This is a genomic window from Chitinophaga lutea (genome assembly GCF_003813775.1).
GTDB classification, from domain to species: domain Bacteria; phylum Bacteroidota; class Bacteroidia; order Chitinophagales; family Chitinophagaceae; genus Chitinophaga; species Chitinophaga lutea.
Genome location: NZ_RPDH01000001.1, coordinates 2,954,156 through 2,973,963, shown reverse-complemented (window position 1 = coordinate 2,973,963; position 19,808 = coordinate 2,954,156). Strand labels below are relative to the sequence as shown.

The window sequence follows — 19,808 nt, the reverse complement described above, 5'->3', positions numbered from 1 at the left end:
TTAAAAAGACTATCCACCGGGATATCAGGGGTGAAAACACATGGTTGTTTTTTTTTCAAAAACAGGAAAACGCTACTATCACAACGGCTTTCGGCAATTCACAGACAGCCCGCCGGGTCGGCAGGAAAGCCGCAATTTTTAGAAAATAAACGTGTAGCCGCGTTAAACATCCGTTAACGGTTTTGTTAATTTCCCCTGCCGCTACATTTTTTTTCGCTGCGTTCACCCTGCCCACCTGGAATATGCATCGTATAAACGTGCGGGCCACGCTCCTGTACTCTTCTTTAAGGGATGTGTAGATTAATGATAACCCTCCAGTCGAGATTAAGGCATGAAAAAAGCCGCTCCCGTAAGAGCGGCTTTCTGTTAATGAAAAATTTTTTTACGAAACGGCCGGCACCGGTTTCATCCCCAGCATCCGCATGAAACGGAAGTGCGAGCGAACGGCCGACATCATCGTAGGCATACTGTTATATTGCAAACCGAATTCGCGGCATTTGGCCTCCACAATTTTGCTGATGGCCGGGTAATGCACATGGCTGATACGGGGGAAAAGATGATGTTCCACCTGGTAATTCAACCCGCCTACAAGCCATGAAATCACTTTATCGTCCGGCGAAAAATTGGCCGTGGTCTTAATCTGATGAATAGCCCATTCGTTTTCAATCTGCAGATCATCATCTCCCACTACCTCGAAAGATGTTTCTTCCACCACATGCGCCAGCTGGAACACGATGGCCAGCGTAAAACCCATCACCAGGTGCATGGAAATAAACCCAACCACCCAGGCCTGCGCCCCTACGGCATAAATCGGCAGCGCGATATAAAAGAACACATAGAGCACTTTGCTCATCCAGAACACCACATGATCGGCCGCCTTCATTTTCTGCAATGGCGTTCTGTTGACCCTGCGCTGCAGGTATTTGGCAAAATCCATGATAAATACCCAGGCAAAGGAAGAAATTCCATACACCAGCACTACATAAAAATGCTGCAGCCGGTGCATCGGCACCCATTGCTGCGAACTGCACTGCCGCATTAGCGGGCTTTTGGCAATATCGTCGTCCATTCCGTCCACATTCGTGTAAGTATGGTGGATGATGTTATGCTTCTGTTTCCAGATGAAGGCGTTGCCGCCCAGTGCATTCAATGTCAGGCCAAGGGTCTCGTTCACCCATCCTCTCCCGGAATAACTGCCGTGGCAGGCATCGTGCATCACGTTAAAGCCGATGCAGGCCAGCACAAATCCCAATACTGCGCTGAGCAGAATCCCCGCCAACGCAGGCATCGGAAACACCAGCAGGCTCACATACATCAAAATAGCTCCAGGTATCAGCACCGCCGTTTTAAGGTACAGATGCAGATTACCGGTTTTTTCCTTTTGAGAAGACTTGAAATAATCCTCCACCGCTGATTTAAGGGAGGGAAAGAATAGGGCGTTTTTATTGTTGAAAGACACCTTTGGCATAAGTTCACTTGTATTACAGTTGCAGGTAGATACCCAATTGTGTAATACTAGGCAAAATATCCGGTTTGCCCTAATATATAGGTGCCTGAAAACCTTTAAGTATTGTTAAATATTGGTACCGCCATCGATCGTAAGGCTGGCGCCGGTCATATAAGCACTTTCCGGTCCGGCGAGATAGGCCACCAGGGCGGCAATGTCTTCGCCTGTTCCAAATTCGGGCAGCGCCATGATGGAACGCTCATAGTCGGCAAACGGACCGTCCGCAGGGTTCATATCCGTATCTATCGGGCCGGGTTGTACGTTGTTCACCGTAATGCCCAACGGGCCAAGGTCGCGGGCCATACCTTTAGTAAGGCCCGTAATGGCTGTTTTACTCATGGCATATAACGTGCCTCCGGGCGTGGGCATACGTTCTGCCTGGCAACTGCCGATGTGAATGATGCGACCGCCCTTCCCAAGATAATCCAGCGCGGCTTTCGAGGCGGCGAAAACGGCGCGCACATTTACGGCTGTGATCAGGTCAAAGTCCTCCAGCGTCAGGTCTTTCAGCTCTTTGTACAACCCTATACCGGCATTGTTGACGAGGATATGCAAGCCGCCAAGCGTGGCTGCCGTTTTGTGCACCGCACTGATAACCGCCTGGGGATCGGCACTGTCTGCTTTGATGGCCAGGCCCTTCACACCGTAAGATTGAATGGCTGCCACCACCGCTTCCGCTTTTTCGGCGGATGCGTGATAGGTAATGGCCACATTGGCTCCTTCGCGGGCAAGACGTTTGGCGATGGCCGCGCCGATCCCGCGGCTGCCGCCTGTAACTAAAGCTGTTCTGTTGGTAAGTGTTCCCATTTCTTTTGATTTTATTTTGCAAAGCTAACGGAGAGGCATTAGATTTGTAAGTACTGTTCAAATTGTTAAGTACTAACAAGAAAGTAAGTATGAGAAAAGAAGCGTCTACCAACGCCCGAAACGAGGCTGACATACTCCGCAATTGCGGGATGGCTTACACCCTGTCTGTCATCGGCGGGCGGTGGAAACCCACGATACTGTTTACTTTGCTGAACAACGGCAGAATGCGTTACAACGAACTGCGCCGCTCCATCAACGGCATATCGGAGCGTATGCTGGTAGCGCAGCTGCGGGAACTGGAAGAAGACGGGCTGGTGAAACGTATCATTTACCCGGAGGTACCGCCCAGGGTGGAATATGAATTAACGCCGGCAGGTATTTCCACCGAACCGATGCTGATGTGCATGTCTGACTGGGGAAACCATCAGCGTATACAGAAAGAACGGCTGGTAGATACCAGCCGTGAAATAAGCGTTTCTTGATAATTGAAAATCAGTAACCGGTGTTTTGTTCCAATTTGGGATTGCGCGCAATCTCCTCTGCCGGCACCGGCCATTTGTAATAATGTTTGCTGTAGGACGTAAGAGCAGGATTTGCACCACCGTCTTTTTTCGCCGTCCAATATTTTACCATCTCGGCCGACAACACATCCCAGCGCACCATGTCGAAATACAAGTGCCCCCACTCGAACGCCAGTTCCCTGTAACGTTCTTCCTGTAAATATTTGCGCAGATTCGTCTGATCGGTCGTAATGGTTTTGCCTTGTGCAACTTCTACCTGCGCAACAGCGGGCATGGCCACGCTCGGGCGCTGCCTCACCCTGTTGATGTACACCACTGCGTCCGCGAGCTTATTCTGTTCCAGTAACGCTTCGGCGTAGAGGAGCAGCGCATCTGCATACCGCAGTATCACCAGGTTCTGCGGACTGTCGGTGCCCGTTTTATCGAGCTTGCCTACAATGTATTTCACCGTATTGTGATTGGTTTCGACGGCGTAGCTCGGTTTATAGGTGATATTACTTTGACCGGAACGGGCCTGGAATTCGGCAATGTATGGTGTGCCTTCGTACCAGAGGGTCCATTTCAGCCGCGGGTCGCGCTTGTCGTAAGGTTTGGCGGCGTCGTAGGCGGGATCGCCGGAGGTGTATGTATAAAACCGGCGGTAGGCGGCGCCTTCGAGCTCTCTTTTCACGAACGTGCTTTGTACGGTGTGCCCGCCGAGCGTTTCGAATTTGTCCGAATAATATTCTGTAGGATTGATGTAATTAAACCCGGCGGCGGAAATGCCGGAAGCGATGGCCGGGGCGCAGAAACGTACGATGGAGTTACCTTCGCCGGCGAGGTCGCTGAACTGGATTTCAAAAATCGACTCCTGCCCGTTTTCCTTTTCGGGCCAGAAGAGATCGGAGAACACAGGCTCAAGGTTATATTCGTTGTCGTTGATGAGCCCTTTCAATACCGTTTCCGCTTCGGCCCAGCGTTTTTCAAACACCAGCAGCTTGCCGAGCAACGCTTTGGCGGCGCCTCTGCTGGCACGCCCGAGCATCTTTTTATCGGCGCGGTACTCGGTCACGGAAGGCAGCAGCGTGGCGGCTTCCTTCAGATCGTCTTCGATTCTTTTCACCACTTCGGCCTTGGGGTTTTTAGGAACCTGCAATTCTTCGTACGACTGCGTTTTGAGCACCAGCGGTACATCCCCGAACAGGTTGGTGAGATAAAAATACCCCAGCGAACGGAGGAAGAGCGCCTCGCCTTTCACCCTGTTGCGCACCTTATCCGAAATCTTCGCCTCCGGGTTGTCGATGTGCTCCAGCACTAGGTTGGCGCGGAAAACAATACGGTAGTAAGAGGTCCAGAAGGTCTGCGACATCTCATACCCCGCGGTGAGATTGATGAGGCCGTTGTGAAACTGCCCGAAACGCGTAACCCCGCTCAAGGCAAAGGGCGTAGCCATATCTATCATCGGAAAAAAGCCGAGCGCGCGGCCGTCCTGGCAGGCATCGTAAATGCCGTTAACGGCGTTGGTGAAATCTTCTTCCGTGTTGAAGAAGGTCCCGGTCGATAAATTATTCTTCGGGTACGATTCCAGGAATTTTGAACATCCCTGCATACTTACCGCTGCTGCGAGCAATATTATAAAACGTTTGATACGCATATTCTTGGATTGAGACGTTAGAAAATGACACGGGCGCCGATCGCCACCGTTTTAGTTACAGGATAAGCATCCACGCCGCCGCGGGAAAACACGTTTACGTTGGCGGGCTCTGTGGGCCTCATTTCGGGATCAAACCCGATAAAATCCGTCCAGGTAATAAGATTGGTCGCATTCAGGTAAAGGCGAACGGACTGCACATTCGCCCTGCGCACCAGCTTTGACGGGATCGAATAACCGATCTGCAGGTTTTTGATGCGCAGGTAAGAGGCATCCTTCACCTGCCAGCTGTTGAAGATCTTATCGTCTTTCACCGCACCCGCAGCAGGCGTGGTGCCGCTCACCACGTTACCGTCGGAGCCGATGATGGCGCGGTTGTCCCAGTAAAAGCGGTCTACATTGAAACTCTCTCCTTCCCCGTTTCCACCGAATACATTTTCAATGAGCATGCCCTTGTCTTTTTCACCCTGGAAAAAAACCGCGAGATCGAATCCTTTCCACGACAGATCAACATTAAAACCGTACACATATTTCGGCATATAGCTGCCGATCACGGTTTTATCCGCATCGTCGATTTTCCCGTCGGGTTTACCCGTGAGCTTGCCTTTGCTGTCGAAGCCGTCGAGGTCGCGGAAGCGCAGCATGCCTGGGCGCACATCGCCTGGCTCGTGGGGGTTGTTGGCGATCTCATCTTTTGTTCTCCAGATACCGTCTGCCACGTAGCCCCAGTAGCTGTAAAGCGGCAGGCCTTTATCCATTTTTACGGCGGTGGTCACCCAGGGTTTCACGCCGCCCAGGTCCGTCAGTTCATTTTTGTTGTGGGAAAGATTGATGCCGGCACCATAATGAAAATCGCCCACCTGATCGTTGTAGCGCAGGGCGAGCTCCCATCCGCTATTCCTCACTTCGCCGAGGTTCACCACGGGCCCGTCGCGGAAACCGGCGGAGAAGGGAATGGTGGCATCGAGCAGCATATCGGTGGTCCGTTTATCGTAGATGTCCGCTTCGAGGGTGAGGCGGTTATCGAGTACGCCGAGGTCTATCCCGAAGTTGGTGGTTGTCGTGGTTTCCCATTTCACATTTTCGTTCGTCATCTGGTATGTCACAAATGCCGGCACCCTCGTTTGCGGATTGCCGAAAATGTAGCCGCCGCTCACATCGAGCCGGCTCACCCAGGCATAGGAAGGAATATTGGCATTGCCGAGCTGCCCCCAGCTGGCACGAAGTTTCAGGCTACTGATGAAGGGCACTTTTTTCATGAAATTTTCTTCAGACACCCGCCAGCCGGCAGAGAAAGAAGGAAATACAGCCCATTGTTTACCCGGCATAAAAACGGAAGACCCATCGCGCCGCACATTGGCCTGAAACAGGTACCGGTCTTTGTAAGAGTAGCCCAGCCTTGCAAATTGGGAAGCAAGCGCATAATCGCTCACGCTGCCGTTGATGGCCGACATTACGTTGCCGGCGTCCAGCACGGTGAGGTCGTTGCTCGGGAAACCCTGCTTGGTGGCATCAAACTCATTACCCAGCCCCTTTTCGGCAGACACGCCGAGCAAAGCGTTGATGCTGTGCTGCCCGAAAGTGCGGTTATACGTGAGCAGGTGCTGCATTTCCCAAACGGTATTTTCGGAGGAAAAGTTCCGCAGGTTGGCAGTAGCGTTCTGGCCGGTGGGATTTTTATGCTCCACATCGTCCGGCGCATACACGGCCCACTTGCGTTCGAAGTCCTGGTTGAATGTGTTGATGGACGACGCATTGATCACGAACCTGTACTTCAGCCCCTTGATGATGTCCGCTTCCAGGAAAACATTCGCGAGGATGCGGCTTACCCTTGAAAAGTTGTCGAAGTTGTTATGAACAACAGCGGGCGTGAAGCGCTGCACATAAATATCGTTGTTCTCTCCCGGGAAGTTCGGACGTGCCGTGCCGGGCAGGCCGTCTGGATTGGTAATGGGAATGGTTGGCGGAGCGGCTATCACGGCTACGAGACCGGCCGGCCTGCTGGCTGAATATGGCTGTAGGGTAGTGTTATAACGGCTCCGGATATATGCGGCATTGATCCCTACCCGGAAACGTTTGCTCAGTTCCTGCTGCAGGTTGAGGCGGATGTTGGCTCTTTTAAAATCGGTGCCGATGAGCACCCCGTCCTGGTCCACATACCCCATCCCGATGGAATATTTTGTTTTTTCCGACCCGCCGCTGATGCCGATATGATAATCCTGCATAGGCACTTTCCGGAAAGTATAATCGAGCCAGTCTGTGCTGTGGGTAATGGTTTCAGGCGCCTGTGCCCCTACCCAGAACGGCGTTTTGCCGCGATAGATGCGTGCTTCGTTCTGGCGCTGCGCCCACTCGCGGGCGTTGAGCAGGTCGGGTTTACGGGTGAGCGACTGCCAGCCGTATTCCGCCTTCAGATCGATTTTCGGTTTGCCGGCCTTACCGCTTTTAGTGGTTACGAGAATGACGCCGTTCGCCGCACGGGCACCATAAATAGCGGCGGCGGCGGCATCTTTCAACACGGTCATCGATTCCACATCGTCCGCATCGATATCATTCATGTTGCCTACAAAACCGTCCACCAGCACCAGCGGGCTGTTCCCCGACTTCACCGAGCCCACACCGCGTACTTTGATGTCGGCGCCGGCACCCGGCTGCCCGGAGCTTTGCGTCACCTGCACACCGGTTACGCGCCCCTGGATGGCCTGCCCCAGGTTGGTGCTCATCACTTTGCTCAGGTCTTCCGCCTGTACGGTGCCCACGGCACCCGTGAGGTCCGCTTTTTTCATGGAACCATACCCTACTACCACCACTTCATTAAGGCCTTTGTTATCTTCTCCCAGTTGAATGTTAATCACACTGCGGCTGCTTACCGGCTGTTCCATGGCCCGGAAGCCCATGGCCGAAAACTGCAGCCGGCCGTCGGACGGTACGTCGGTGAGGGTGAAATATCCATCGCCCGAAGTAACAGTACCGCGCTGCGTGTTTTTCAGCCGGATGCTCACACCCGGCAAAGGAGCGCCGGTGGTATCCGTCACGCGTCCTTTTACGGTCAGGTGGCGCGAAGTATCCTGCACCGGCAGCAGCGGAGAGGGAACAACGGCAGCTTTTTTGATCACCACTGTTTTTTCGATGATGGAATAGGTATAAGGCGTACCGTCGAAACACTGGTTGAGCAGGTCGTTCAGCGAGCCTTTTACGAGATTGATGTCTGTTTCTCCCGAGGCTTTCAGCAGGTCTCCGTCGCAGAGGAAAGAAAGACCTGTCTGTTTCTGCACTTCGCGGAAGACTTTTTTCAGGGGCGCTTTTTTCATGGAAAGCGTGATCTGTTGCGCGAATCCTTCGGCATGTACCTGCAGGCAGGCAACCAGCATTAAAAAGGCGGTCCATTTCATAACGTACAGCATTTTTCTGTTAAATCGAATTGGCATAACGTGGTAAAGTTTTGGTTTGTGGAGTTGTATCTAAGGCGTTACGATGAGTCTTCTTCCTTCCAGTTTGAATTGTACGCCGGTGGAGCCGAGCACTTTCAACACGCTTTCCAGCGGTGCGTTGCGGCTCATGACGCCAACGAAGTTTTTCTGCGGCAACGGCCCGGCGATCACCACATCCACATCATACCAGCGAGCCAGTTGGCGGGCGATGGCGGTGATATCTGCATGCTCGAACTGGAAGATGCCGTTTTTCCATGCGATGGCTTCTTCTACATCGGCGGGAGCTACCGACAGTGTGCCGCTCTGTTTATGGAGGCGCCCTTCCTGCCCGGGTTTAAGCAATTGGGTGGTGCCGCCCCGGTTCAGCTGCACCGAGCCTTCGAGCAGGGTTGTTTTGAGTGAGGATTCGTCGGCATAGGCCATGACATTAAAGTGCGTGCCCAGTACGGTGATGGTGAGATCGTTGGCGGTAGTGACCCTGAAGGGCATTTTTTTATTGTGGGCGATTTCGAAATATGCTTCCCCCTGCAGCTCAACACGCCTCTCCGTACCGTGAAAGGCGGTCGGAAAGCGGAGCGACGAAGCGGCATTGAGCCACACTTTGCTGCCGTCCGGTAACACCAGCTGAAATTGTCCTCCACGCGGGGTGGCCAGTGTATTGAACTGCACGGCGTCTTCGGGCCCCTGCTGATCGTATTGCAGCTGACCGGTACCTGATTTCAGGACGCTGGTCTGCCCCTGCCGGGCCAGTTGGCCGTTGGCCGCACTATCGAGCGTAATGAGACTACCGTCGCCCAGTGTCAGCACAGCTTTGTTGGCTGCAGGCTGCACGGTATGGACTGTTGCTTGCGTGGGCTGTATTTTTCCGGGAACGGGTTGCATCAACCAGACAGACGCGGCGGCGATGATTCCCAATACTGCGGCCGCGGCAGCGTATAAAGGCCAGCGGCGGCGCTGTACCGGCCGGATGCGGGCTTCGATGCGCTGCCAGGACAGTTCCGGCGCAACGGCTGGCGCTTCTTCCGCGAGGAAAGGATGGGCAAAATCCGCCATCAGCTCCTCCGTTTCCTCTGCCGGCAGGCTATTCAGCCATTCGCGGAATGCGGCGTGTTCTTCCGGTGCATATTGCCCGGAACGGAATTTCCGTATAAACTGAAGGGCCTCTTCTTTTGTCATAACGTGTGTACTCCGAGATTAGCTTCGCAGTTAGGAGGAAGACACGGATTTTTCCGAAAAGGACAGGTGGGGAGGAAAAAAGTTTTCGGGAGCGCTAAGAGAGACGCTACGGATTCCCCTTCAGCCAGGAGACAACCGCGCGCAAACAGACCGTTTCCGGGGCGAATTCTTGTTGAATGAAGGGGGACCAATTAAACTTTCCGGGGATATGGACACCCTGCAAAATGACGCCGTTCAGGTGTACAGATAAGTACAGAACAGCGGCAGGTACACGGTGCTCACGCCATATTGCTGCAGATACTTCCGGATATGGGCTGTGGCTGCGTACAGGTGCTGTTTTACCGCGGATTTGGAGATACCCAGCAGCGAGGCGATTTCGTCGAGGGAGAGACCATCCTCTTCCCGGAGCCGGAATACCTGTTTGCGGCGTTCGGGAAGGTGATCGATGGCATCCTGGGCAATGCGGTAATATTCTTTGATGATCGCTTTTTCAGCGGGATCCGGCTGGATAAGCACGGGGTCTTCGGCGGGGAGCGTTTCCCATTTTTTCTCACTGCGCAGGTAATTGAGCACATGGTTACGCCCCATTTTAAAAAGGTAACTGCGGAAGGAGCGGATATCGGGAAGCGTTTCCCGCTTTTCCCAAAGTTTCACAAAAACGTCCTGGAGGATTTCTTCGGCGTCGGCACGGTTGCCGGTGAACAACCGGATGTATTGCAACAGGTCTCCGGCCAGCAGTTCGTATAACCGGCGAAAGGCCGGCATACTGCCCGTTGCAACATCGTGTAACAGTTGTGGAATTATGTTGGTTGATTGCGTCAATTCAGCGAAAAGATAGGTAAATCTGTATAAATGGCAAACGGGCGGATTGCGTATGGAATACACGGTACGGGGATTTTTGAAAAATATTTTTGGATTATTTGATAAAAACTATACCTTTGCCATCCCAAAAATGACCAATGCCGCGTTGGTCAATCGGCTAAGACGCCTCCCTTTCACGGAGGAATGACGGGTTCGACTCCCGTACGCGGTACGAAAAAAGCGCTGTCAAATGACGGCGCTTTTTTATTGCTTCAAACATGGCAGGAGAGCCTCAACAAGGCTCCCCCGCATTCAATCCTTATTATTGATATTCCTGAATCGTTAAAATATAACGGACGATTTTTCTTGCGTCTGTAACATTGAGTGCAGCGTGCGGCGGCATCGGGACTTGTCCCCAGCTACCCACGCCTCCGGAAATGACTTTCGCGGCCAGTTTGTGGATATTTGTATCCGTGCTGCGATATTTTTGCGCAATAGCTTTGTAGGAAGGGCCGACCAGTTTTACCGCCGGTTTGTGGCAGGCACTGCAATCCTGTTTAGCCAGCAACCGCTTTGCTTCTGCCGCGACAGGGTCGGCAGCCTTCACCGAGGGAACTGTGGTCTCCGTTTTCTTCTTGGCAACAGCAATAGCAGCTGGCGCCTTTTCTTTTCCGCCGGTCGTCACAAATTTCAGGCTATCCAATTCTTTCACTGTAAACATCTCTGTGCGCGACTGTGTCATTGCACGGATTCGTTTTACCTCGTCCGGACCGATAACCGCAAAGTTGCTGCCGCCAGGCCTGAAACGGTAATGCACGTAACTCAGCACGTCAGCCACCCATTCATCCGAATTTGCCGCACCGAGGGGCGCCATAACGTCCGGGTAAGTTTTTCCGTCGACGGGGCCGGTCAGTCCATGCAATAATATACCGATCAGCGCATCCCTTTTCCCGGCTCGCTTTGAATTAATCAAAGGCGGGGCGGGCATGGGATTCCCCCCGATCTGTATACCTTTGCCATCGTTCCCATGGCAGGTGGCGCAAACCTGCAGAAATGCCTCCCTGCCCTTTAGGATAACTTTCTTCTGGTCATCGGCCAGGCCAGCCAGATTGACGCCATATAACTTCTGATTCCTGTTTTTTTCCACCAGGCCGGCAATATCTTTCAACCGCTTTTGCCCCGTATTGGCCAACAGCTTCTCCAGCAATGTCCCCGGGCCGCCTCCTTCATAATAAGAAAGCGTGGCGGCCAGTTGCGTCTGAACATCCTCATCCGGATCGTTCACCAGCGGCGACAATAACCGCAACACATTCTCATCCCGGTTCTTCAGAAACTGCTCTGCTATATTCACGGCTGCTTTCCGCAATTGCCCGCTGGTGTCTTTCAATGCGCTTCCCAATACATCCATATCAACTGCATCGAGGCCTTCCAGCGTCCATAAAGCGTGTAAACGGGCCAGGAGAACGGGATGATGGCCAGCCATCGCTCGTAAAGCAGGTATAACAGACCGCTCGCCCCTTACAACCAGTTCCTTCTGCGCATTATCCCTCACCCATCCGTTCGCATGTGACAGATAATCTACCAGCTGATTCGCCGGCGCCCGGAGTATCTCCGGCCTGAAACCTGGTTGAAAGTCGTCGTGTACTAACCGGTAAATCCTGCCGTGACCAACATTTTTATCCAGGCCCCTTTTTAATATTTGCGGCCGCAAATAACTGCCCGCCCTTGTCCAGTTACCTTCCTGGATGATGCCTCTGTGCATGTCCACGATATACAAACAACCATCCGGACCGGTAGCTGTATTCACCGGCCGGAAATTCATATCCGTGGATGTAATAAATTCTTCCTGGCGGTACGCATTTCTTAAAGCCCGGATACCGTTCCGACTGTCCACCTTCGCTCTCCGGATCAACCGGCCAACCGGCTCGCAAATCAACAGATCTCCCTTTAAATCATCCGGCAGGGCCGTACCTCTGAATATGGATTGGCCGCAGCATCCGGTAAAATGATTCAGGGTACTGTCGGGGCGCAACCTCGGCGCACCGCCCTGCACATCCGGCGTTGCAATAACCGGCCAAACCGCATTAAAATCTCCGTCGAGCTGACCGGGTACGTCATAGCTGCCATAGAACGGATTAATCTGAAAACCGTAAGCCGGCACTTCGCCACCGGCCGAAGAAAAGTACAGCCGCCCGTAATCATCGTTCCCTACCCCCCATTGCCCGCTACCGGTAAACATCGTGTCTGCCAGCAACTTTCCACGCGAATACCGGTACCGGAGATTTTCGTAAGTAACATAAATCCGGTTATCCAGGTTCCAGATCAATCCGCTGCGCTGGTGCTCCAGATTGCCCGTGTGGGGCTTGTCGTTCCCGAATACCCTCGATCTCCTGTCCGCTTTCCCGTCATCATTCAGATCTTCGTAAGCCCATATATTGTTTGTATATGTTTCGCTGACCAGCAATTGTTTGCCTGCACACAATATCATTCTGGGCAACAGCAGGCTGTCAATATACACGGAGCTTTTGTCCATCACACCATCCCCGTCCGTATCTTCCAGCAGCGATATCCTCGACACCGGATCATTTTCTCGGGTGCCGTCCACATCCTGCATATAGGTGAGCATCTCGGAAACAAACATGCGGCCGTTGCCATCCCATGCGATCGCTACCGGCTCTTTGATCATCGGCTCGCTGGCTACCAGTTGAAGGTGATACCCTTCCGGTACATATATCGAACCAAGGCTTTCCTGTGGTGAGAGATAGGTTCCAGCGGGATTTGACCGCACCACTATCCTGCCGGCCGAATCCCTCGGCAATGAATGCCGCTTCGGGGCCGGAGCACTGGTATACTGCTTCGTGGTGGTGCAGTGAAACACAAATAATGCAAACAGGATAAGGAGAAATGTGATGGCAAGGTTTCGTGTCATATGAGGTATATCATTGGTTATTTTAAAAACCGGTTCTCAAAACAACGTTCGGGAATAGGAACCAATACAAATTTGCAAAAGCAGCCTTTCCCGTAACACAACAATATTTGTAATTATCCATTGTATTTTGACGTCCCTGTTGTGTTGTCATTCATAATCAACTTACATACAGTGTTTTTTACAAATTTTCCGGACCAGGAAAGATACCAGGAACACCCAGGCTCACATTTGGTATCGCTGCACGTCAGCATAGGGTTCACAACTGGTAGTTACGCAAAAACTTGGACACCTGTTTCCGTATCAGCCTACTCATTTCCCTCCTTCCATTTGGACTGGGGGGAGGCAAACCTATCATGATAATCCGGTTTCATAGAAGAGTTTCGATTAGAAAATCAAAATATAACACAATTGACCACGCTGTTTAAAGCCGGGAAATGAGGCAACAGTGAATTAGTCAAATCCGGCGGAGAAAATTTCCACATAATCTTTTATTAGATCCTCTGCATATAATTGCGGTTCCAAGGCGTGTCTATTTAAAATTCCTTCCCTTCGAAAACACTTCCTTCGCCTCGGCCTCGCGCATTTGCTCCTGCCGCTGACCGGTATCTGCCTGGGAAATCAGTACCGGCTGCCCATCGCCTTCCGGTGTCAGTAATCCACGGAGCAATTTAGACAGGTCGAAACATTGCCTGACAATCACATGCACCACCTCCCCTTCCCGCTGCAGCTTTCCTTCTACCATCAGCAACCTCGACTGAACGATTTCCCTCCGGTATTTTTCGAACAGCTTTTCAAAAACGACGAGATTGGCCACGCCCGTTTCATCTTCTATCGTGATGAAGCATATGCCGGACGCTGTTCCGGGGCGTTGCCGCACCAGTACCAGGCCGGCCACCTTTACCTGATCGCCGTCCCTGGCATTGTTGATTTCGTACGTGGACGACACATGCAGTAGTTGTAGTTTTTCACGCACGAAGCTGACGGGATGGGCCTTGAGGGAAAGTGTAGTAGCCGCATAATCCTGTAACACATGTTCCGCATCGGTCATGAAGGGCAGTGAAACCTGTGCTTCATGGGCACTTGCGGATGGTTGACCGGCGAACAGTGCCAGGGGCCGGTCGTGCAGAGCGGATACTTCCCACAGCGCCTGCCGGCGGTCGAGTTCCATGGAGCGGAAGGCATCCGCATCTGCGAGTTTTTCTAGTGCTGTTTCGGACACGCCTGCTTCCCGGATGCTGGTAATGCTGGTGTATCCTTCACCACGGGCTGCTATCAATACTTCCATATCTGCGAGTTTCAGGCCGGTTACCTGCCGGAACCCGAGGCGAACGGCGTGATATCGGTAAGGGCCCGTTTGTGATTCCAGGGTATTGTCCCACATGGAATGGTTCACATCCACCGGCCGCACCACCACGCCATGATTCCGGGCATCAATCACGATTTGCGCAGGTTGATAGAATCCCATCGGCATGCTGTTCAGCAGCGCCGTTGCGAATACATCCGGGAAAAAACATTTGAGCCAGGAGCTGACGTACACCAGCAAGGCGAAGCTCGCAGCGTGACTTTCAGGAAAACCGTAGCTGCCGAAACCTTCCAGCTGGCGGAAAATGCGGCGGGCAAATTCTTCTTCGTATCCCCTGTTCATCATTCCTTCCACCAACATCTTTTCATATTTGCTCACCTTTCCAATATGTTTGAAAGTGGCCATGCTCCTTCGAAGCCCATCAGCATCCGCCGCTGAAAATTTAGCCGCCACCATCGCAATTTTCATCGCCTGTTCCTGAAATAATGGTACCCCCAGGGTTCGTTCGAGAATTTCTCTCAGTTCTTCGCGGGGATACTCAACATCCTCTTCTTTATTACGCCGCCTCAGATATGGGTGCACCATATCTCCCTGAATCGGCCCGGGCCTTACAATGGCGACTTCTATCACCAGGTCATAAAACTTGGCCGGCCTCAGCCTCGGAAGCATTGATTGCTGCGCCCTGCTTTCGATCTGGAATACACCAATGGTATCGGCATGGCTGATCATTTCATATACTGCCGGGATATCCTGCGGGATGTTAGCCAAGGTGAGCACCCGGGCATAATGTTGTTCCACCAGGGTGAATGCCTTTCGGATACAGGTGAGCATCCCCAGCGCCAGCACATCTATTTTCAGAAAACCCAGCGCGTCGATGTCGTCTTTATTCCACTCAATACAAGTCCTGTTTTCCATCCGTGCATTGAGCACGGGACATAAATCCGATAATTTGCCCCGGGTAATCACGAACCCTCCCGTGTGCTGCCCTAGCTGACGGGGGAATCCCATCATCTGGCCGGTCAGTTCCAGTACCTTCCGCAAATGCGGATCGGCGGGATTCAGGCCCTGCTCACGCACAGCTGCCTCATCCAAGCCTTCATCATCAAAATCCAGGTGTGTTCCGCTCAGGCGGTCCAGCATATCAGCTGATAAGCCCATGGCTTTCCCTACATCCCGGACAGCGCCTTTGTAATGCTGCTGGGTGACGGTGGCTACGATGGCGGCACGATCGCGACCATATTTTTTATAGATATATTGAATCACCTCTTCCCGCCGTTCATGCTCGAAGTCCACATCAATATCAGGTGGCTCATCCCGCGCGGATGAAATGAAACGCTCGAATAACACATCAAATTTATCGGGATCAACAGCTGTGATCCCTAAGCAGTAGCATACAGCTGAATTGGCGGCGGAACCTCGGCCCTGGCATAAGATATTTTCATTACGGGCAAAATTCACAATATCATGTACCGTCAAGAAATAAGATGCGTAATTCTTCTCCTTTATGAAGCTCAGTTCATGATTAATGGCTTTGGTCACCTTCTCGGGAATATCGGCGCCATAATAATCATGCGCACCTTTCCAGGCGAGATGCTCCAACTCCTCCTGCGGGGCGCGGCCATCAGTGGTAATTTCTTCAGGATACTCATACTGAAGACTATTGAGGTTAAAATGACAGGCATCCGCAATCTCCTGACTGTGGCGGATGGCGTCAGGGTATCTTAAAAAGAGCCGCCTCATTTCGTCTTCAGGTTTCAGGTAGCGCTCGGCATTGCTAAGGAGCCGGTAACCCGCATTATAGATCGTGCACTTTTCGCGTACGCAGGTGAGCACATCCTGTAATTCCCGGCGTTCCGGAATATGGTAATGCACATCGTTAGTGGCTGCCATCGGGATGTTGAGTGTTTTCCCCAACAGGAAAATCCTGTGCAGTTTTTTCTGATCATCTCCCGCATAAGTGCGGGTGGCGGCGATGTAGAGGTGCTCACCCAACGCCTCTCTGTATTGCTGCAAAGCGCTTTTGAAGCCATCCTCAAAATCAAACTGTGCATTTAATGCTGCAGGCGGTATGACGATGAATTTTATGCCTTTGCAATGAGCATACACATCCTGCCGGTATAGATGACATTCTCCTTTTTCGGCACGGAGATTCCCGGTAGTTAATAAACCCGACAACCGGCCATATGCCTCACGATCGGTGGGATAAGCCAGCAGGCTGGGACCATCCAGCAGATCCAACCGGCAAGCGGGGATAATCCGGATCCCGCTTTCTTTTGCCGCTACGTGGCCACGTACGATGCCGGCAAAACTATTGCGGTCAGTGATGGCAATAGTCGTATAGCCGAGCATTGCTGCCTGGCTTACCAGTTCCTCAGGATGCGAAGCGCCTCGGAGAAAACTGAAATTACTGGTAACCTGTAGTTCGGTGTAGTGCATATTCTACCTTCTCATCAATGAATGAGCCTTCTTCCTCAGGCAGGCCATAGCTTCATTCGCAACGTTTCATACAGGCATATACGATGCATTGCCCATACAGGGTCTTTCATTTAATCAGGTATACCTCTATCTGACGTATCCCCTGCAAGCATCTGCATTGCGCACTTCTTTCTATTTTTACCATCGCATTTAGGCGCTATACTTTCCTTACAGCGCTTCATTGCCATCCATAACGCTGTAACTTTCAATGCAGCTCCCCGTGCTTCAGGCGAAAAAACCATGCATAAACCAATGGTGATGCCGGTCTTTATCATAATGCCCCGATCTGAACACCCAATAGCGCCGTCCCTCTTCATCTTCCACCGTATAATAATCACGATGTTCACCAGGGTCCAGCCACCATTCGCGTTCGATGCGCTCCGGGCCATCTGCTTTCTTTACGCGATGCAATTTGCCCCGGTAATGAAAAAGCATGGGCGGATAATCGGGAATGGGTGCGCTGACCCTGATCAATTCCGGGTTGGGCAACAACAGCACGGGCCTTGGCCTGTCGAGCCGCCAGCCCGTAGCCGGTTTATCCTGTATGGAGGCGGCCGGCTTCGCCGATCTTTCGGGCCAGTAATGTTCGGCCGGTAAAAAGCGGCAGATGGCTTCCGCTCCTATCTTACCGGCCAGCCTGTCGAGCAGCTCCGCCACCACGGCGTTTTCCAGGCCCGGCCCTGCAGCCCACAATTTTTCCTGTGGCGGGCTGGCTTCTTCCACTTCCGGCGCTTCGAGCACAAATAACTCGATACCGAGCGCAGGTTCTATGGCGGGTATTTTAAGCTCGAATAATTTATAAAGATGCGCCGCATTGTGCGATGCGTGGCCGGTGCCAATGTCCGCCTGAACGGTTATGCCATCCACACGGTAACACTTCAGCACGGCGGTTCTCAGTCCTTTATTTTCTGTTTCGAGGCGTTTGCAAAGTGTTTCCAGTAAACGTTTAACGGCAATCCCGATCCCGGTCGCCGTTGTGATCGGCTCCAGGCAAGGCAGTCTTTCCTGATAAGGCGGGTGGATATAAATAAGCTGCAGAAATTCCTCTTCTTCGCCCAGCGCCTGCCCCAGTCGTAGCAACAACCCCTCCCCGAAACGTCTTCGCAGCACTCCACGCGGCATATTGATGAAGCCGGCGATACGGTGAAATCCCAGCTTCTGCAACCGCACTACCACCTCAGGCTCGAGACGCAACGAAGCGGGATGCAGGGGAAGTATTGCCTGCAGTTGTTCTCCGCTGTTGATGAGGGGTGATGTCTGCCCGTAACGCGCCACAGCCCAGGCCGCGCCGATCGTGTCTGCCATCGCCGCGCGGGCATCGTATCCCAGCGATCTCAGCTTGATGACGATCTCTTTCAAATAAGCCCGTTCTCCGCCCCACAGATGCGCACATCCGCTGACATCCAGCATCAGGCCATCCGGCAGGTCCACTCCCACTTCCGGCGTATAACGGATACACCATTCCCCCAATGCTTTGAGCAGTTTTGCTTCCGCGCCCGGGCGGCTGTCAAACACCTCCAAACCCGGCACTATCGCCTTTGCATCAGCTACTGGCGTGCCTGTAGTGATCCCCTGCATGCCGGCGGTTTTGCTGGCGGCATCCACCACCATCCGGCCATGCACAGCGATTGCCAATACAAAAGGAATATCCTTCAGTGCAGGCTGGCGGCGAATCATCCAGTCCGTCATCAAATGGCGGAACCATATTGCAACATATCGCTTTGCCATCGTGTCAAGTTTCTCATTCGATGACCAGGAGCCGTCCGAAATGAACAGTTCCGTCAAGTAACACCTTATCCCTTACTTCTTTATCATCATCGCATATTCACATAATCTTCTTTGCTGATTTTTTTATGCGGATGGCACTAATATTCCAGCCAAACACATATTCCGTCCAAATGCACTCAATTCCCCCATCCCACATTTCGTTTCCAACAGCACCTGCTTTCTACCCCACTTCCCGCTTTCGCCCGGCCACTACCGTAAGCACCTGGCGTTCCGCTATAGCAGCCGCCGCAGGACGCTCCGGCACAGCCACAGGACGTTCGGGCAACACTACGAAGTGATCTGCCAGCCATTCCACTTTCCACATCCCGGGATAACCGTTGCGCACTTTTAATAGCTCTACATGCCAGCAGGGAAATCCCACACCCGGCATCCCGTCTTCCAGCCGGCTGGGCAAAGGCGCAATCTTCCAGCGTGCAGTGCTCGCAATCGGCTGCAGTTTCCGCGAGCTCGTGCGCAGGATAAACGCCGTTACCCTGCTTTGCTCCACTGCCAGCTGCAGTCTTCTCGACTGGGCAAAACTGATGTCGGCCAGGTCCGCTATCACAGCAGCCAGTCCTTCACATTTCAAACACTCCTCCATCGCCCATAGCACATCTTTTTCCCGCTCCAGGTTTATAAAAATGAACCGGTCGGGCTCCACTCCGAACGCCTTCAGCGCAGGCGGAAACAATCTGCCCGTCGTACTAATCCAGATACATGCCCCACCACGCTGCATGAGCGCAGCCAGCAGGCCGGTGATAAAACCACCAGATGCCGCCGTCTGCTCCGGTGCCTCCGTTAAAAATTCATGAATAGCGCCGGTGGGAAACACCGCGCCGGAAAAAGACCGCATAATCGACTCCAAACCCACTTTCACGGCAACATCATCCCCCTCAGCTCTATAACCCTGCAGGGAAAGAATCTCCCGCTGAAGGGCAGCGATGATATCTGCCTTACTGCTCGACATGTCTAATAAAGGTTAAGGTGCAACACTCAATTATTTAGCAATAATACTAAATATTTTAGCATTTCAGGGTGTTTATTTTGCCGCATTTACCCTCCCGAAACACCCAATCTTCCCCAAAATGCCCGCTACTGCTGTTTTCTGGCCCACAGATGGCACCATTTTTGGATTTCTTCTTAAAAAATACTGATCATGAGCAAGCGCATTTACATTCTCGCAGCCATATTAGGGCTCGGCCTCACTTTCACGGCCGCCGACAGTTTTGCACAGGGTATCGACAGCACGGCTAAGAAAGTAGGCAATAAAGCTGCTTCCACTGCCGTCAAAGGGGTTTCCGCCATAAAAGATAAAATATACAAAGGCAAACAGGGGCCGAACGGCCAGGTGGTTTATATCGATAATAAGGACCGTAAGTACTACGTGGACGACAAAGGGAAAAAGGTATTCCTGAAACCATCCCAGATCAAAAACAAACCCGAAGAATAAATCCTGACATA

The 19,808-nt window shown here is 52.5% G+C and carries 12 protein-coding genes and 1 tRNA gene; 3 read left to right on the top strand and 10 right to left on the bottom strand.

The window, feature by feature from the left end; genetic code table 11:
- Nucleotides 1-382: 382 nt before the first annotated feature.
- Both EGT74_RS12040 and EGT74_RS12035 read right to left on the bottom strand, forming a co-directional pair.
- Nucleotides 383-1,468 carry a fatty acid desaturase family protein gene (locus EGT74_RS12040; RefSeq protein WP_123846742.1) on the bottom strand — a complete coding sequence of 362 codons (1,086 nt, stop codon included), beginning with the start codon at nucleotides 1,466-1,468 and terminating at the stop codon, nucleotides 383-385.
- A 105-nt stretch (nucleotides 1,469-1,573) separates the two neighbouring features.
- Nucleotides 1,574-2,314, bottom strand: a complete 741-nt coding sequence (locus EGT74_RS12035) for a 3-oxoacyl-ACP reductase family protein (RefSeq protein WP_123846741.1) — start codon at nucleotides 2,312-2,314, stop codon at nucleotides 1,574-1,576.
- Between the two features lie 89 nt (nucleotides 2,315-2,403).
- Between EGT74_RS12035 and EGT74_RS12030 the strand changes: the two genes are divergently transcribed.
- Nucleotides 2,404-2,796, top strand: a complete 393-nt coding sequence (locus EGT74_RS12030; RefSeq protein ID WP_123846740.1) for a winged helix-turn-helix transcriptional regulator — start codon at nucleotides 2,404-2,406, stop codon at nucleotides 2,794-2,796.
- Nucleotides 2,797-2,806: 10 nt separating this feature from the next.
- Here the strand turns inward: EGT74_RS12030 and EGT74_RS12025 are convergent, their stop codons facing one another.
- The 4 genes from EGT74_RS12025 to EGT74_RS12010 form a co-directional block, all read right to left on the bottom strand.
- Nucleotides 2,807-4,468: a RagB/SusD family nutrient uptake outer membrane protein gene (locus EGT74_RS12025; protein ID WP_123846739.1), complete on the bottom strand. Its 1,662-nt coding sequence runs from the start codon at nucleotides 4,466-4,468 to the stop codon at nucleotides 2,807-2,809.
- 17 nt (nucleotides 4,469-4,485) lie between these two features.
- On the bottom strand, nucleotides 4,486-7,857 hold the full coding sequence (locus EGT74_RS12020) for a TonB-dependent receptor (RefSeq protein WP_158618108.1): 3,372 nt from the start codon (nucleotides 7,855-7,857) through the stop codon (nucleotides 4,486-4,488).
- 69 nt (nucleotides 7,858-7,926) lie between these two features.
- Nucleotides 7,927-9,072, bottom strand: a complete 1,146-nt coding sequence (locus EGT74_RS12015) for a FecR family protein (protein ID WP_123846737.1) — start codon at nucleotides 9,070-9,072, stop codon at nucleotides 7,927-7,929.
- Nucleotides 9,073-9,306: 234 nt separating this feature from the next.
- Nucleotides 9,307-9,837, bottom strand: a complete 531-nt coding sequence (locus EGT74_RS12010; RefSeq protein WP_123846736.1) for an RNA polymerase sigma factor — start codon at nucleotides 9,835-9,837, stop codon at nucleotides 9,307-9,309.
- Between the two features lie 196 nt (nucleotides 9,838-10,033).
- On the opposite strand from EGT74_RS12010, the gene EGT74_RS12005 reads away from it, so the two are divergent.
- Nucleotides 10,034-10,105 (top strand) — tRNA-Glu (locus tag EGT74_RS12005).
- A gap of 90 nt (nucleotides 10,106-10,195) precedes the next feature.
- Here EGT74_RS12005 and EGT74_RS12000 read toward each other — a convergent pair.
- The 4 genes from EGT74_RS12000 to EGT74_RS11985 form a co-directional block, all read right to left on the bottom strand.
- Nucleotides 10,196-12,802 (bottom strand): DUF7133 domain-containing protein, encoded by a 2,607-nt coding sequence (locus tag EGT74_RS12000; RefSeq protein ID WP_123846735.1) that lies wholly within the window; start codon nucleotides 12,800-12,802, stop codon nucleotides 10,196-10,198.
- Between the two features lie 529 nt (nucleotides 12,803-13,331).
- Nucleotides 13,332-16,541, bottom strand: coding sequence for an error-prone DNA polymerase (locus tag EGT74_RS11995; RefSeq protein ID WP_123846734.1), 3,210 nt, complete (start codon nucleotides 16,539-16,541; stop codon nucleotides 13,332-13,334).
- A 264-nt stretch (nucleotides 16,542-16,805) separates the two neighbouring features.
- Nucleotides 16,806-18,308 carry a Y-family DNA polymerase gene (locus tag EGT74_RS11990; RefSeq protein ID WP_123846733.1) on the bottom strand — a complete coding sequence of 501 codons (1,503 nt, stop codon included), beginning with the start codon at nucleotides 18,306-18,308 and terminating at the stop codon, nucleotides 16,806-16,808.
- Nucleotides 18,309-18,528: 220 nt separating this feature from the next.
- Nucleotides 18,529-19,314, bottom strand: a complete 786-nt coding sequence (locus EGT74_RS11985; RefSeq protein ID WP_123846732.1) for an ImuA family protein — start codon at nucleotides 19,312-19,314, stop codon at nucleotides 18,529-18,531.
- A gap of 189 nt (nucleotides 19,315-19,503) precedes the next feature.
- Between EGT74_RS11985 and EGT74_RS11980 the strand changes: the two genes are divergently transcribed.
- Nucleotides 19,504-19,797, top strand: a complete 294-nt coding sequence (locus EGT74_RS11980; RefSeq protein WP_123846731.1) for a hypothetical protein — start codon at nucleotides 19,504-19,506, stop codon at nucleotides 19,795-19,797.
- The last annotated feature ends 11 nt before the right edge of the window (nucleotides 19,798-19,808 follow it).

Bases quoted from the DNA above. Each gene is read 5' to 3' on its own strand.
- EGT74_RS12015 (WP_123846737.1), bottom strand. From the start codon at position 9,072: ATGACAAAAGAAGAGGCCCTTCAGTTTATACGGAAATTCCGTTCCGGG.
- EGT74_RS12020 (WP_158618108.1), bottom strand. From the start codon at position 7,857: ATGAAATGGACCGCCTTTTTAATGCTGGTTGCCTGCCTGCAGGTACAT.
- EGT74_RS11990 (WP_123846733.1), bottom strand. From the start codon at position 18,308: ATGGCAAAGCGATATGTTGCAATATGGTTCCGCCATTTGATGACGGAC.
- EGT74_RS12000 (WP_123846735.1), bottom strand. From the start codon at position 12,802: ATGACACGAAACCTTGCCATCACATTTCTCCTTATCCTGTTTGCATTA.
- EGT74_RS12010 (WP_123846736.1), bottom strand. From the start codon at position 9,837: ATGCCGGCCTTTCGCCGGTTATACGAACTGCTGGCCGGAGACCTGTTG.
- EGT74_RS11995 (WP_123846734.1), bottom strand. From the start codon at position 16,541: ATGCACTACACCGAACTACAGGTTACCAGTAATTTCAGTTTTCTCCGA.
- EGT74_RS12035 (WP_123846741.1), bottom strand. From the start codon at position 2,314: ATGGGAACACTTACCAACAGAACAGCTTTAGTTACAGGCGGCAGCCGC.
- EGT74_RS12030 (WP_123846740.1), top strand. From the start codon at position 2,404: ATGAGAAAAGAAGCGTCTACCAACGCCCGAAACGAGGCTGACATACTC.
- EGT74_RS12040 (WP_123846742.1), bottom strand. From the start codon at position 1,468: ATGCCAAAGGTGTCTTTCAACAATAAAAACGCCCTATTCTTTCCCTCC.
- EGT74_RS12025 (WP_123846739.1), bottom strand. From the start codon at position 4,468: ATGCGTATCAAACGTTTTATAATATTGCTCGCAGCAGCGGTAAGTATG.
- EGT74_RS11985 (WP_123846732.1), bottom strand. From the start codon at position 19,314: ATGTCGAGCAGTAAGGCAGATATCATCGCTGCCCTTCAGCGGGAGATT.
- EGT74_RS11980 (WP_123846731.1), top strand. From the start codon at position 19,504: ATGAGCAAGCGCATTTACATTCTCGCAGCCATATTAGGGCTCGGCCTC.